Raw genomic sequence first — 13,774 nt, 5'->3', positions numbered from 1 at the left:
CCCGCAGGCTTTTTGATTTGGAGGAAAGAGAGACATGTGATATGATTATCTTTAATTCAAGATATTTGAAATAGGAGGAATTCTCATGATGAAACACATTTACAATCCGCCACAAGATACATCCAAGCCGACGTTTCTTCTTTTGCACGGAACCGGAGGGACGGAAACCGATTTATTGCCCGCTGCCGGCCATATCGACCCTCAAGCAGGCGTTTTGAGCGTCCGTGGGAATGTCTCTGAAAACGGCATGCCGCGTTTTTTCAAGCGTTTGTCTGAAGGTGTGTTCGACATGGAAGATTTACGTGAACGAACGGAAGAATTGCATGCATTTATTGGACAAGCGGCAGAACAATACGGCTTCGACCGCAACCATGTCATCGCAATCGGATACTCGAATGGCGCCAATATCGCGGCAAACTTGCTGTTTACATACAGCGATTCGTTAAAAGCCGCCATGTTGCACCATCCGATGGTGCCGGACCGCGAGGCGAAATTGCCGCACCTAGCCGGCACCCGCGTCTTTATCGGTGCAGGCACGAACGACCCGATCTGCCCGAAAGAAGAATCGGAAGACTTGGACAAGATGCTGCGTGAAGCGGGTGCTGATGTTGAGTTGCACTGGGAAAATCGCGGCCACCAATTGACGATGGAAGAAATTGCAGCAGCAAAAGCTTGGTATGAAAAAGGCTGAACAAAGCTCCTCCTGATATGGGGGAGCTTTTTCTGTCGGTTTCGTTCCGCATGCTTTGACAAGAATGTTATGCTTCAGTCATGATTAATGAAAATGAACTGAAGGAGGGATGGCAGTGCAAAAAAACTTACGCATTACAGAGCAGCTTGAAGCTTGGGTAAACGATAATAAAGGACATGCCGTACTCGGTACGACCGCCCAGTATATTCCAGCTTTAGGGAAAGTCGACCCGGGCAAACTCGGAATTTGCATGATTGATGAAGACGGCAATTATTATTGTGCTGGCGATACGGATGTGGAATTTACGTTGCAAAGCATCTCCAAAGCACTGACATTCGTAGCGCTTAGCCATCATTACGGATTGGAGTTTGTGCTCGAACGTGTGGACGTGGAACCAACGGGAGAAGCATTCAACTCTATTGTACCTTTTGAGATACACCGGCCGAACAAACCGTTCAACCCTTTTATCAATGCAGGAGCGATCACGATTTCCTCCTTGCTGCCTGGGCAGAATGCACAAAAAAAGTTTGCCTATTTAAAAGGTTTTCTCGAAGAGCTTCTCGGGCATCCGCTTGAAATCGACAAAGAGGTATACGACTCGGAATGGGCGACGTCCCACCGCAACCGTGCTCTTGCCTATTATCTAAAAGAAGCGAAATTCCTTGAACTTGAAGTAGAAGAAGCGCTCGACATTTATATCAGCCAGTGTTCCATTAAAGTATCTGTGAAGGATTTGGCACTGCTCGGGCTGATCCTCGCCTATGATGGCTATAATCCGATTACGAAGGTGAAGCATTTTTCCGAAGAAATCGCGCAAGTGACGAAAGTTTTGATGGTGACATGCGGCATGTACAACTCGTCCGGCAACTTCGCAGCGCACGTCGGCATCCCCGCAAAAAGCGGAGTGTCAGGCGGTATAATGGGAGCCGTTCCGCCAAAGCTGCATTCGCAAACGTATGAATTCCGCGCAGGTGCCGGCATTGGCGTTTACGGTCCGGCAATTGATGTGCAAGGAAATAGTGCGGCAGGCACGATGATGCTGCGCCAAATTTCAAAAGAATGGGATTTAAGTATTTTCTGAGTCCAAATTGAAACTAGCCAAAGGTCTTGCAATGACATCCGCACATTGCAAGGCCTTTTTTCGCGTTTTTTATGATTTTTCTATTAATTTGTTTCTAAGTTGATTGAAGGGGTAGAGAAGGAATAATGTAAGAAACTAGAAAGAGGAGTGAGACGATGTCGAAAGATAACAAGAAAGTCGATGAGAACAGCAAGAACGAACAATTGGAGCAATTCCGCAGCGACGACAACGGCACCGAATTGACGACCAATCAAGGGCTTAAATTGTCGGAGGACGAGTTTTCTTTAAAAGCAGGAGAGCGCGGGCCTACTTTGCTGGAAGACTTCCATTTTCGCGAAAAAATGACCCATTTCGACCATGAACGCATCCCGGAACGCGTTGTCCATGCACGTGGATTTGCAGCTCATGGCGAATTTGAAGCTTATGATTCTTTGGAACATTTGACGAAAGCGAAGTTCTTGTCTAAAAAAGGCAAGAAAACGCCTGTGTTCGTCCGCTTTTCTACTGTAGCGGGTTCCCGCGGCTCAGCAGAAACAGTGCGCGATGCGCGAGGCTTCTCGACCAAGTTCTATACAGAAGAAGGCAATTATGACCTAGTCGGGAACAATATCCCTGTGTTCTTTATCCAAGATGCCATCAAGTTTCCGGATTTGGTCCACGCCATCAAACCGGAACCACATAATGAAATCCCGCAAGCAGCGACCGCCCATGACACATTTTGGGATTTTGTCGTAAACAATCAGGAAGCCGCCCATATGGTGATGTGGACAATGTCCGACCGGGCAATTCCGCGCAGTTTCCGGACGATGGATGGTTTTGGCGTCCATGCATTCCGTTTTGTCAATGCGGAAGGTAAATCGCATTTCGTGAAATTCAATTGGAAATCGACACTTGGCGTGCATTCCCTAGTGTGGGACGAAGCGCAGAAAATAAATGGTAAAAACCCGGACTTCCACCGGGCAGATTTGCACGAGGCAATCGAAAGCGGCGACTATCCAGAATATGAACTGGGCGTCCAAATCGTTGCAGAAGAAGATGAGCATAAGTTCGACTTTGACTTGCTCGACGCGACAAAAATGTGGCCGCAAGAAGAAATCCCGATTCACATCGTGGGCAAGATGACCTTGAACCGCAACGTTGACAATGTCTTTGCGGAAACCGAGCAGGTGGCATTCCACCCGGGACATGTCGTACCAGGCATCGATTTCTCGAATGACCCGCTTCTTCAAGGACGTTTATTCTCTTACACGGATACTCAATTGATCCGCCTCGGGGGGCCGAACTTCCATGAACTCCCGATCAACCGCCCTGTTTGCCCGTTCCACAACAATCAGCGCGATGGCTACGGCCGACAAACGATCAATAAAGGGAAAGTTTCTTACCAGAAGAGTTCGTTTACCAACGGCACTCCAGCACCCGTCAGTGAAGCGGATGGCGGATACGTCCATTACCAGGAAAAAGTGGAAGGCCGGAAAGTGCGCAAGCGCAGCGATAGCTTTAAAGACCATTTCTCTCAAGCGACAATGTTCTGGAACAGCATGAGCGATCCCGAGAAAGAACATATTGTCGAAGCGTTCAGCTTTGAACTAGGCAAATGCGACAGCATTGAGATTCGCCAACAAGTCGTTGACATGTATGCGAACGTCAACCTTACATTGGCTCAGGAAATCGCAGCCAATATCGGCGTGAAGGCACCCGAGACCGGCAATACCGATACGAGCAAGAAATCCCCGGCATTGAGCCAGGAAAATACGGTCAAATCCGCTAAAACACGCAAAGTCGGAGTGATCATTGCGCCTGATTTCAATGGCAAGGAAGTTATGGAAGTGCTGGACCAATTGGAAGCGAAAGGCTTGCAATACGAAACCATCAGCGACAAGCAAGGCAAATTGGATGCCGGCGATGGCAAACAATTAAAAGTCGACCATACGTTCACCACTGCCGATCCTGTTTTGTTTGATGCAATTTATGCAGTCGGAGGACCGGACATCAGCAAGAAATTCGCCAGAAATGCCGCTTATTATGTGACGGAAGCATTCGGGCACTTCAAGCCGATTGGTGCCACGCATGACGGGAAAAAATGGCTGGAGGCAAATGGCTATACCAGTGAACCAGGAGTCGTGACCGGAGATTCGATGAAGAGTTTTGCAGACAGCTTTATCGATGCAATTGCAGCGCATCGCCACTGGTCGCGTGAGGTTTGAAAAATATGGTGAAAAAGTAGTAATTTGGCACATTTTGAACTGGAAATGTTTAATACCATAGATGACTGGGAATTTCAAGACTAGAACGCAAAAATCTTATCCAAAAAAACTGGAGGAATTCGAAATGTCAAACAATAAATTTATGGGAACATTCGACACGGAAACAGAAGTGCTTAGCAAGATTGAAGAAATGAAAGCAACAGGGTCACGTGAAGAGGACATGTACGTTATGGCACGCAACGAAGACCAGATCTCCATGGTTCGCGGACGCACTGATGTAGACTATAAGTCTTCTGAAGGTAGCTGGATGGATAAATTTATGGGCTTCCTTTCCGGAAACGAACCGACGCGCGAAGCTTTCTCTAACATGGGAGTAGACGACGCAGAAGCGGATCGCTATTACAACGATGTACAAAACGGCAAGATTTTGCTATTCGTTGACCGTGAGTTCGGCGCAAACTACGACGGGCAGGCTCCTTATGACAACACGTCTACAGGAAATGTCGACAGCACGACAAGCCAGACGAAAGTCGATAACTCTGCAGTAGCAAGCGACGGTTTGACTGTCGATACAAATGACCAAAATGATGTGGCTTACAATACAGAACGCGATGCACTAGGTTCTGACACTGCAGGCGTCGGAAGAGATTCCGGCACAGGGTTCGGTCTTGGGACAGATGATCGTGCTACTGGCGGAACGCACCCAGACGGAACCGATAGCACGTCGGATTACAATGCAACCGGCACTAATCGCGCAGCAGCAAACGACTTTAACTCTACGGGCACAAACCGCACAGTCGAAGACATCGACCGCGACCTTGGCCGCGCAGAGTCAGAGGAAGAACGCCTGCAACTCCATGAAGAACGCTTGCACGTCGACAAAGAGCGCGTCCAAACGGGCGAAGTTCATGTAGACAAGCACGTGGTCGAAGAAGAGCAATCACTCGAAGTACCGGTTGAGCGCGAAGAAGTATATGTAGAGCGCCGCCCAGTCAACGAAGAAACGACGACGGGCACGCATAACTTCACAGAAGGCGAAGATATCCACGTTCCGGTTTCCGAAGAGCGCGTCAACGTATCGAAAAAAGACGTAGTATCAGAAGAAATTGCCATCGGGAAAAACAAAGTCCAAGACACGGAACATGTGAGTGAAACAGTCCGTAAAGAAGAAGTCGACATTCATAAAGATGGCGACCTTGTCGAAGAAGACGAAACCGATCGCACTGACCGCAACCGTGACAGATTCTAAGATATGAGATGCAAAAGGCGGGGGCAACCCCCGCCTTTTTTGTATGCATGAAATAAATCGATTATAATGAAGGCAGACTCTTAGGAGGGATGTATATGGACGGGAAAAAAAGAAGCGATGTAAAGCCTGGGATCGAAGTGAATGTCATCTTGAAGCAAGACCAGCGCAGCGGCAAAAAGACACACGGCATCGTTAAGGATTTGCTGACGAATTCAGCAACGCATCCGCACGGCATTAAAGTGCGCCTGCAAGATGGCCAAGTCGGGCGTGTGTGTGAAATCTTGAGCAGTAAATAAAGGCGGGGAGTGATTTGCATTGAGTAAGCAGCCAAAAGACGAGGATTTGCAGCAAGCGGATCCACGAAGAATCGGAAAGAACCGCACAAGCAAAGAGCAAGATGAAGCCGAACGGGTACATGAAGATTTAGCTGCACGGAAAGACCAGCGCAAAACAGGAGATCCTGCCAAACCGCAAGAGAAGAATTTCATTTGAGTAAAAAGCAGGCCGCTAACTAGGGCCTGCTTTTATGCTATTATGATAAAGATTGCCAACCCATAAAGGAGTCTATCATGAGTGATTTTTTTGAACGAAAAAAACAACAACTCGGTGTCGAGTTAAATAAAATACAGAAAAAAGCTGTTACGAAAACACAGGGGCCGCTATTATTGCTCGCGTGTCCTGGGTCGGGCAAGACGACGACGATGATCATGCGGATCGGCTACTTGATCGAAGAACTAAACATCTCGCCAAGACGCATCAAAGCGATCACCTTTAGCCGTGCATCCGCCAAGGATATGATTGAGCGTTATGAACGCTTTTTTCCAGAGCTTTCACCGGTCGATTTTTCGACGATCCACAGCCTCGCCTTTCAGATTACACGTGAGCATTTAGCGGAAGACGATTACATCATGATCGAAGGAAACGATGCAAACCGACTGAGCAAAAAGCGTTTGTTGCGGGATTTTTACCTTGCCGAGAACAATGAGCCGATCACAGACGACCTTTTGGAAGAATTGGTGTCATTCATCAGTTTTGTGAAAAACAAGATGCTGCAGAAGAAAAAATGGAAACAGCTCGATGAACCTTTTCCAAATGCCATCGATATTTTCGCAACTTACGAAGCATTCAAGGAAAACCACGAACCGCGCCTTGTCGATTTTGACGATATGCTGACGATTGCATTAGATGCGCTCAGCAAGAACTCAAAGCTGTTATCGAAATATCAGCAGCGTTGGGATTATGTCATGACCGACGAAAGCCAGGATACGTCGATGGTGCAGCATGCCATTGTTGAAATGCTCGTCGAACGCCACCGCAATTTATGCGTCGTCGCAGATGACGACCAATCGATCTATACCTGGCGCGCCGCAGAACCGGGTTATTTACTGAAGTTCCGCGAAGTGTATCCGGATGCCTACATTATGAAAATGGAGCGCAATTACCGCTCATCCGGCACCATTGTTGCCACTGCCAATCAGTTCATCAAAAAAAATAAACTGCGGCATGACAAAAATATGTTCACCCATTTGCCGGATGGTGAACCGCTCGTCATACGCCGTCTCGCATCGCAGGAAGCACAGCTGAAATACATTGTGAAAGAACTTTCAGGCCTGGACGACTATGGAGATACGGCGATTCTATACCGCAACAATTCCTCCTCGACCTTGCTGATGGATGAACTGGACCGGCTCGGCATCCCATTTTATATGAAAGACGCTGACAACCGTTTTTTCAGTCATTGGGTCGTCCAGGATATTTTAAACTTTATGCGCTTTAGCCTGCGCCCGGAGCGGGTGGATTTGTACTCGAAAGTCGCATCCAAAACCAATGCCTATTGGTCTGCAGCGCAACTGCGCCAGCTTGGCCGCATGCAGCCGGCAACTAAGCATGCGTTTGAAGAAATCTCGTTAACGGTCCAGTTGAAGGATTACCAGCTACGCATTATAGGGGAACAGCGAAAAACTTTTGACGCCTTGCAAGAAATGCCGCCGCTGAAAGTGATCCGTTCCATTCGCCGCGATTTGGGCTATGATCAGATGCTTGCGAGCCGCGCAGAAAAATTCGGCATGAAGCTCGATTATTTGCAGGAAATTCTCAGCACGCTTGAACAAATAGCTGAACCGTTGCCGACGATGGCCGATTTCGCGAAACGCCTGAAACAGCTGGAAGCGGTAACCAACCAAGCAAAAGTTGAAAAAACCGATGACATGCTAACTTTATCGACAATGCATAGCTCCAAAGGCTTGGAATTTGAGCGGGTATACTTAATTGATCTCGTAGAAGGGGTTGTCCCGACAGAAGAGGATGCGGAAGACGCAGCTTTGTTGGAAGAAGCACGGCGGCTGTTCTATGTCGGCATGACCAGGGCGAAGCGCCATCTGGAGTTGATCAGCTACGACAACGAATCGCGTTTTGTCGAGGAAGTCCGGCGCATCGCCCTGCCCAATATGAAAAAAGCGCAATCCCAAAAGCCTGCGACTCTTGTTGCACCAAAAGCAAAAATCGCTATACCGGATAATCCGGATGCAGTAAGCTCTATTGAAGAACTGCATGAAGGTGCAGCGATACGGCACCGCGTTTTTGGAAACGGCAAAATTACAGAAATCGACGAAGAAAAAATCGGCATCCAGTTTGCCAAAGAGCATAAAGAATTCCTGCTGGAAATTTGCCTGCAGTACCAATTGCTTGAACTCGTGTGAGACGCGCAGCATGTGGGAAAATGAAAATAGATGGATATGATTTCACGGTTTATTAGACCGATGAAGGAAAAGTGAGGCACCTAAGATGAAGATCAGGGATTGGAACCGCAGCCTGAAAGTCCGGCTTGTGGGCGAGTTTTTCATGAATACAAGCTTTTGGATGGTGTTTCCATTCCTGGCGATTTACTTTGCAGAAGAATTCGGAAAAGGCACGGCCGGTTTGCTGCTCATCGTCTCCCAAATGTTTGCCGTAGCCGCCAATTTACTCGGTGGCTATTGTGCGGACCGCTTTGGCCGCAAGCGCATGCTTGTGTCGGCGGCTACTGCTCAAGGTTTTGCTTTTGGCTTGTTTGCCTTTGCAAACTCACCGTGGCTCAGTTCACCCGAACTCAGCTTTATGGCTTTTACGTTGGCCAGCATGTGCGGATCGTTGTATTGGCCGGCGAGCCAGGCGATGATTGCTGACGTCATACCGGAAAAACACCGCAGCGATGTGTTCGCGATTTTTTACACAACCTTGAATATAGCTGTGGTGATCGGCCCATTATTTGGTGCCATCTTATTCTTCTCTTACCGTTTTGAACTATTGCTTGGCGTTGCCATCATTTCGATGCTGCTCGGCCTAGTGCTGCGTCTGTTCACCGATGAGACCTTGCCTGCTGAAGTGCTCGGCAAATGGCAGGCTGGAACTGTGACCGGCTGGAGAGGCGCGGTGTTCAAACAATTGAAAGAATACGGCATCATTTTTAAAGACCGCGTCTTTTTGTTATTTGTTATTGCGGGGGTATTGGGTGCCCAGACCTTTATGCAGCTGGATCTCGTCATTCCGATTTATTTGAAGGAAACGATCGATAGCCAAGTGATCCTTGATCTGCTAGGGCGGGAATGGTCGGTGACAGGGGAAACTTCATTCGGCATTTTGCTTGCGCAAAACGGCTTGACGGTCGCCTTATTGACCGTCGTCATTACACGCTGGATGACTAAATTTCCAGAGAAATGGGTATTTTTCTTTTCAGCCTTATTGTTTGGGTTATCGATGGCGATTTTCCCGATGAGTTCTTGGTTTTGGATGTTTGTCGTTGCGATGGCGGTGTTCACATTCGCTGAGTTGATGATTGTCGGATTGCAGCAAAGCTTTGTCTCCAAACTGGCACCTGAAAATATGCGTGGGCAATATTTTGCTTCGGCTAGCCTGCGCTATACAATCGGCCGGATGATTGCGCCGATTTCGATCCCGATGACCGCCTGGTTCGGGTTTGGGTGGACGTTCATCATCCTCGGGACATTTGCGGTCCTTAGCGGATTCGTGTATTTGCTGATGTTCCATTTGTATGAAAAAAGAGTGGCTAATTCCATATAAAAAAGCCTGAGCAAAGAGCTCAGGCTTTTTTATGGTTAGTTTTGGTCTTTTGCTAATTTGACGAGCATGTGTGCAAGCATATGCTGTTCTTCTTTGTTGCCGACTTGCCATAGGCGCTGCAGCAAATATTCTTCGCTATTTTTCGGATCTTCTTTTTTCGCCAGATAATCGGCAATTTTCGTTGCGAGTTGTGCGATGCGCTCTTCGCTTAGTCCCATTTTCTCGCCCATTGCGACTTTGTCGCCTAAATAGTCGATGAAAGTCGAGAACTCAGCCAAAATCTGTTCTTTCTTTTTGCTATCCGTATTTTGTAATTTTTCTTCTACTTTTTTATCGATATTTTCCATGTTATTTCACTCCTCATCGTTTATGTTGCTATACACTGTTTACCACTGTATCCATGCTTTAAACGTGCGAATATTTAAAAAGAAAGGAGAGGGATTCGTTTAAGTGGGGTAGGTTGGGGTATTCAGATAACAAGTAAGGATTAAAGGAGGATGATGGCTGAATGACATTATACGACGAAATCCAAGAACTGAAAAAATTTGAGTGTCCAGACCGTTGCGTCTTGAGTGTATACCTCAATACAAACCCAGCGGACCCGGAAGCTCAAAATGGTGCGTGGAAAATTCAACTGAAAAACGGCTTGAAGCGCTTAGAAGAATACTTAACCGCTTCGAATGATGAAAACGAATTGAAAGCGTATAAACAACTGCGCAAGAAAGTAGAAAAGGAAATAGCGGATAATCAAGGCGACCTCCAGAAGGGTGTCGTTATTTTTGCATCAACGCAAGACGATTTGTTTTGGGTAAAGCATCTTCAAATTTCCGTCAAAACCGATTTTCAATGGGAAACAAAACCTGCACTCGACCAATTGCGTTATATTTACAAAGCATATCCTTATGCTGGAGTCATCTTGCCGAGCTTCAAAGGCATTCGGGTCCTTGATACATCCGTTGGCATCGTCAATGAAGAACTGTATTACGGCTTCGATTCAGGACTCGAAGTATGGACTGAGCAAAAAGGGGTCAGAAGTTCTGGACGCATCCAGGGCCGAAGCGGTGCTGGATCTCTTGGCGGGGGAGCTGCCGGAGGCAATAGCCCGGTCATCGGGGGCAGCGGCGGCGGAAGCCCGGTCGATGAACTGGACCATCGTCTAAAAGAAAACTTGGACCGGTTCTACAAAGATATGGGCTCGAAGATTGAGAAACTTAAAAAAGAGCGCCGTTGGGAAGAGATCCATGTCATCGGCGAAGCCGAACATGCACAGTCTTTCTCGAAAGTGCTCAACAAAAAGCCAAATAGCTGCATCCATAAAAACTTCATCAACAATAGTTCAGATAAAATTTTGCACGAAGTATTTGAGAAATGATAAAAAGCTCCGGCCTCGGCCGGAGCTTTTTAATTTGGTTGTGGACAGAACGTGCATGTGCCGAATACTGGTAGTTCCTTGTACAAACAGCAAGTTTTTCGCAATGGCGCTGAAACGGCACGTTCAAGCGGCACGTTGCCGACAAGCTTTTGCCAGTAAGAAATCTGGAGCGGCTGCCAGTTTGTGGGATCCGACAACCATTCCACATCTTCAGCTACAAGGCGTGGGTCGTGTTGTTGCATGGTCGCGTAATACCAAATAAGAGAGCCGAGCACATTTTCCCAGCAAGTGATGGGTGAAATTTTTGCGTGTAACCGCAATTGCTGAAGCAGTGCCTCTGTTTGGCCGATTAAAATATACTGATACGCTTCCTCACGATGTTCCTTTGAAACTTGGACAAAATCTGCCGAGTCGACATGAAAAGAGATGAGCGGCAAGCCGTAATTGTGCATATGGCCAAAGCTTAAGTTTTCAGGTGAGGTTTTGAAATAGCCACCATATTGATGGACCAGGCTGAATTGCGCTGTGGCGAACAACGCGAACTGACGGAAAAAATAGGATACGGCGACGCCATTGGTATCGGTTTGGCACCAATCTTTTAATTGCTCGACCAATTGTTGGGGTTGTGCCGAAAAAGGCCGGGCAGGAGGACGGTCGACGATGACCGAGTTGCTTTGAAGTGTGTGTAGCGCTTGGGTAGGCAAGTTCATTCTCATTCCCCTCTCTTTTTCCTCATGCTACCGGAAGAACGGCGGGCTGCCAAGTATCCCTCCGTATCGTTACTCCACAAGAAAAGCCTCGCTCCCATTTTGGGAGCAAGGCTTTTTTGGATTAGACGTTTTGAAGCGCAACAGCAGGGCCGAAGAATTCAAAGTGGATCTGCTCATCATTCATACCGATTGCGTGCAGTTCGCTGATCATTTTTTCCATGAAAGGAACCGGCCCGCAAACATATACTTCACCGCCCACATCGATCATGTCTTCTAATACCTCACGTGTGATATAGCCTTGTGGCTCATCGGAATACAAAGTCTTGTATTTCGCATTAGCCATTGTGGCGACGTATTTTTGGACGTCTTTGTCGAAAGCGTGCAAAGTTTCATTACGCGCTGCATGCAAGAAGGAAACGTGGCGTTCCGGTGTTTGAGTGGCCACCGTTTCGAACATGCTCATCATCGGTGTGATGCCGACACCACCGCTGACGAATGCGACAGGCGTTTTGCGTTCGGTATCGAGCACGAATTCGCCGGCCGGCGCACTGACTTCGATGGTGTCGCCTTCTTTCAATTGTTCATGCAGGTAGACGGAAACGAGTCCATTCGGGTCGTTGTCTGCTTCGCGTTTGACTGAAATGCGGAATTCGTCCGGATGTGATGCTTGGGATAAACTGTATTGGCGGTTGAAAAGAAATTCTTCCCCAGGAATCGCTAACCGCACGGTGATGTATTGGCCGGCATCGTAGGAAGGAACGTTTTTGCCGTCTGCCGGTTTCAAATAGAAAGAAGTGATATTGTCGCTTTCTTTCACTTTACGGGCAATGGTGAAATCTTTGAAGAAAATCCAGCCGTTTTCTTGAGTAGCTGTTTGTTCATACATGCTATTCTCGACGCTGATGAAGACATCTGCGATAACTCCGTATGCTTCTGCCCATGCATTGATGATGTCGTCTGTGGCCGCGTCTCCGAGCACTTCTTTGATTGCTTTCAGCAAATATTCTCCGACGATTGGATAATGTTCCGCTTTGACGCCAAGGCTCACGTGCTTATGGGCGATTTGTTCAACGACCGGGAGAATCGCTTCCAAATTATCGATATGAACGGCAGCCGCATAAACAGTATTGGCAAGTGCAGCTTGCTGGCGTCCTTGTTTTTGATTTGCTTGGTTGAAGATATTTAAAAGTTCAGGATGTGCTTCGAACATATTGCTGTAAAAGACAGTCGTGATGGTTTTTCCGTGTTCAGCTAATACAGGGGCGGTGGATTTGACGATTGTTCTTGTTTGTTCGGATAACATAGTCAATCTCTCCTTTTGTTTTCTATAGTTTCACTATACTCCTGAGAACGGTTTAAAGATATATTTAAAATACATCTTTAAAATTTGGACACATTTATTTTCACAGAAAAGTCACACATGGAATTTCTCCCTGAAAAGCTTGAAATGTGTAGAGGCGTTTACTTTTCAGAAATTAAGGCGGCGAGTATAATGGATGTTCAGGGAAGGTGAGAACGATGAGATTAACGATGTATACGGATTACTCATTGCGTGTGCTCATTTACTTGGGCACAAAAGATAATGGTAAACTGACAACCATCCAGGAAATATCCGATGCCTATCATATATCCAAAAATCATTTGATGAAAGTGACGTTCGAACTTGGAAAAGCTGGTTTTATCGAAACCGTACGGGGACGCGGAGGCGGCATTCGCTTAGCGGATCGCCCTGAGAATATCAATGTCGGGGCTGTTGTACGCCAAATGGAAGAAGATTTCCATTTGGTGGAATGCTTCAACCCGGAAGGCAATACATGCCCGATTTCTCCGATTTGTGGATTGCGCGGAGTATTGGGCAAAGCATTGAATGCATACTTAGCCGTTTTGGACGAATACACTTTGCAGGATCTTCTATTTAATAAAGAAGGGTTGCGTGACCTTTTGCGCACGTAAAAAAGCCTCCGATACCGGAGGCTTTTCGTTTACAGTTCAATTGTTTGGGGATCTTTTCCTTTGCGGTTCATCAAACGGACGCGTGCTGGCGTAATAGCTAGAATGATTAGGTTTGGATCATCCGGGCCTTCAAACCATCCGCGGAGATGTTCATTCCATACTTTATCGATCATTTCCCGGTCATCGCGCAGTGACATTTGCCCTTCGATTTCTAAGAAACTGTCGCCAACGCCTTCGCCTTCATAGCCAAGCAGGATGTGGGCGTTCGGATTTTTCTCTAGTTCCTCCACTTTTTGTGTTTGTTTGCTTGTAGCTGTATACAAAGTGAATTCATCGTTGAAAAAAGTCATATAACGTGAATGTGGTTTATTGTCTTTGATGGTTGCCAATGTGCCGATCATGCTGTCCTCGAGTATTTGGAGTGCAGCTTTTTTCAGTTCTTGTTGTGCCATTGC

General features: G+C 47.1%; 14 protein-coding genes. 10 read left to right on the top strand and 4 right to left on the bottom strand.

Annotated features, from left to right (window positions below):
- The first annotated feature begins 88 nt into the window (after positions 1-88).
- From ACFO5U_RS10145 to ACFO5U_RS10110, 8 genes are all read left to right on the top strand, one after another.
- Positions 89-691 (top strand): alpha/beta hydrolase, encoded by a 603-nt coding sequence (locus tag ACFO5U_RS10145; RefSeq protein ID WP_377279487.1) that lies wholly within the window; start codon positions 89-91, stop codon positions 689-691.
- A 109-nt stretch (positions 692-800) separates the two neighbouring features.
- Entirely contained in the window at positions 801-1,772 is a 972-nt protein-coding gene (glsA, locus tag ACFO5U_RS10140) for a glutaminase A (protein ID WP_377278902.1), read from the top strand.
- 155 nt (positions 1,773-1,927) lie between these two features.
- Positions 1,928-3,976, top strand: a complete 2,049-nt coding sequence (locus tag ACFO5U_RS10135) for a catalase (RefSeq protein ID WP_377278900.1) — start codon at positions 1,928-1,930, stop codon at positions 3,974-3,976.
- A gap of 124 nt (positions 3,977-4,100) precedes the next feature.
- Positions 4,101-5,225, top strand: coding sequence for a YsnF/AvaK domain-containing protein (locus ACFO5U_RS10130; RefSeq protein ID WP_377278898.1), 1,125 nt, complete (start codon positions 4,101-4,103; stop codon positions 5,223-5,225).
- A gap of 95 nt (positions 5,226-5,320) precedes the next feature.
- Positions 5,321-5,521: a YwbE family protein gene (locus tag ACFO5U_RS10125; RefSeq protein ID WP_377278896.1), complete on the top strand. Its 201-nt coding sequence runs from the start codon at positions 5,321-5,323 to the stop codon at positions 5,519-5,521.
- Positions 5,522-5,540: 19 nt separating this feature from the next.
- Positions 5,541-5,717: a hypothetical protein gene (locus ACFO5U_RS10120; RefSeq protein WP_377278894.1), complete on the top strand. Its 177-nt coding sequence runs from the start codon at positions 5,541-5,543 to the stop codon at positions 5,715-5,717.
- Between the two features lie 77 nt (positions 5,718-5,794).
- On the top strand, positions 5,795-7,924 hold the full coding sequence (locus ACFO5U_RS10115) for an ATP-dependent helicase (protein WP_377278892.1): 2,130 nt from the start codon (positions 5,795-5,797) through the stop codon (positions 7,922-7,924).
- Between the two features lie 85 nt (positions 7,925-8,009).
- Positions 8,010-9,284 carry an MDR family MFS transporter gene (locus ACFO5U_RS10110; protein ID WP_377278890.1) on the top strand — a complete coding sequence of 425 codons (1,275 nt, stop codon included), beginning with the start codon at positions 8,010-8,012 and terminating at the stop codon, positions 9,282-9,284.
- A gap of 35 nt (positions 9,285-9,319) precedes the next feature.
- Here ACFO5U_RS10110 and ACFO5U_RS10105 read toward each other — a convergent pair whose 3' ends face one another.
- Positions 9,320-9,631: a DUF3243 domain-containing protein gene (locus ACFO5U_RS10105; protein ID WP_377278888.1), complete on the bottom strand. Its 312-nt coding sequence runs from the start codon at positions 9,629-9,631 to the stop codon at positions 9,320-9,322.
- Between the two features lie 161 nt (positions 9,632-9,792).
- On the opposite strand from ACFO5U_RS10105, the gene ACFO5U_RS10100 reads away from it, so the two are divergent.
- Entirely contained in the window at positions 9,793-10,656 is an 864-nt protein-coding gene (locus ACFO5U_RS10100; protein WP_377278886.1) for a VLRF1 family aeRF1-type release factor, read from the top strand.
- 29 nt (positions 10,657-10,685) lie between these two features.
- On the opposite strand, the gene ACFO5U_RS10095 is transcribed toward ACFO5U_RS10100, so the two are convergent.
- Positions 10,686-11,366 carry a hypothetical protein gene (locus tag ACFO5U_RS10095; protein WP_377278885.1) on the bottom strand — a complete coding sequence of 227 codons (681 nt, stop codon included), beginning with the start codon at positions 11,364-11,366 and terminating at the stop codon, positions 10,686-10,688.
- A 121-nt stretch (positions 11,367-11,487) separates the two neighbouring features.
- Complete coding sequence (hmpA, locus tag ACFO5U_RS10090) at positions 11,488-12,669, bottom strand: NO-inducible flavohemoprotein (RefSeq protein ID WP_377278883.1); 1,182 nt, start codon at positions 12,667-12,669, stop codon at positions 11,488-11,490.
- A gap of 215 nt (positions 12,670-12,884) precedes the next feature.
- Between hmpA and ACFO5U_RS10085 the strand changes: the two genes are divergently transcribed.
- Positions 12,885-13,319 carry an RrF2 family transcriptional regulator gene (locus ACFO5U_RS10085; RefSeq protein WP_377278881.1) on the top strand — a complete coding sequence of 145 codons (435 nt, stop codon included), beginning with the start codon at positions 12,885-12,887 and terminating at the stop codon, positions 13,317-13,319.
- A 29-nt stretch (positions 13,320-13,348) separates the two neighbouring features.
- On the opposite strand, the gene ACFO5U_RS10080 is transcribed toward ACFO5U_RS10085, so the two are convergent.
- Positions 13,349-13,771 carry a pyridoxamine 5'-phosphate oxidase family protein gene (locus tag ACFO5U_RS10080; protein ID WP_377278879.1) on the bottom strand — a complete coding sequence of 141 codons (423 nt, stop codon included), beginning with the start codon at positions 13,769-13,771 and terminating at the stop codon, positions 13,349-13,351.
- Positions 13,772-13,774 lie beyond the last annotated feature (3 nt).

Origin of the sequence: Planococcus dechangensis (assembly GCF_042654465.1) — a bacterium.
GTDB lineage: Bacteria > Bacillota > Bacilli > Bacillales_A > Planococcaceae > Planococcus > Planococcus dechangensis.
Note: the sequence above shows the minus strand (reverse complement) of the source record. Positions and strands in the feature narration are given on the sequence as shown.

Bases quoted from the DNA above. Each gene is read 5' to 3' on its own strand.
- ACFO5U_RS10145 (WP_377279487.1), top strand. From the start codon at position 89: ATGAAACACATTTACAATCCGCCACAAGATACATCCAAGCCGACGTTT.
- glsA (WP_377278902.1), top strand. From the start codon at position 801: ATGGCAGTGCAAAAAAACTTACGCATTACAGAGCAGCTTGAAGCTTGG.
- ACFO5U_RS10135 (WP_377278900.1), top strand. From the start codon at position 1,928: ATGTCGAAAGATAACAAGAAAGTCGATGAGAACAGCAAGAACGAACAA.
- ACFO5U_RS10130 (WP_377278898.1), top strand. From the start codon at position 4,101: ATGTCAAACAATAAATTTATGGGAACATTCGACACGGAAACAGAAGTG.
- ACFO5U_RS10125 (WP_377278896.1), top strand. From the start codon at position 5,321: ATGGACGGGAAAAAAAGAAGCGATGTAAAGCCTGGGATCGAAGTGAAT.
- ACFO5U_RS10115 (WP_377278892.1), top strand. From the start codon at position 5,795: ATGAGTGATTTTTTTGAACGAAAAAAACAACAACTCGGTGTCGAGTTA.
- ACFO5U_RS10110 (WP_377278890.1), top strand. From the start codon at position 8,010: ATGAAGATCAGGGATTGGAACCGCAGCCTGAAAGTCCGGCTTGTGGGC.
- ACFO5U_RS10105 (WP_377278888.1), bottom strand. From the start codon at position 9,631: ATGGAAAATATCGATAAAAAAGTAGAAGAAAAATTACAAAATACGGAT.
- ACFO5U_RS10100 (WP_377278886.1), top strand. From the start codon at position 9,793: ATGACATTATACGACGAAATCCAAGAACTGAAAAAATTTGAGTGTCCA.
- ACFO5U_RS10095 (WP_377278885.1), bottom strand. From the start codon at position 11,366: ATGAACTTGCCTACCCAAGCGCTACACACACTTCAAAGCAACTCGGTC.
- hmpA (WP_377278883.1), bottom strand. From the start codon at position 12,669: ATGTTATCCGAACAAACAAGAACAATCGTCAAATCCACCGCCCCTGTA.
- ACFO5U_RS10085 (WP_377278881.1), top strand. From the start codon at position 12,885: ATGAGATTAACGATGTATACGGATTACTCATTGCGTGTGCTCATTTAC.
- ACFO5U_RS10080 (WP_377278879.1), bottom strand. From the start codon at position 13,771: ATGGCACAACAAGAACTGAAAAAAGCTGCACTCCAAATACTCGAGGAC.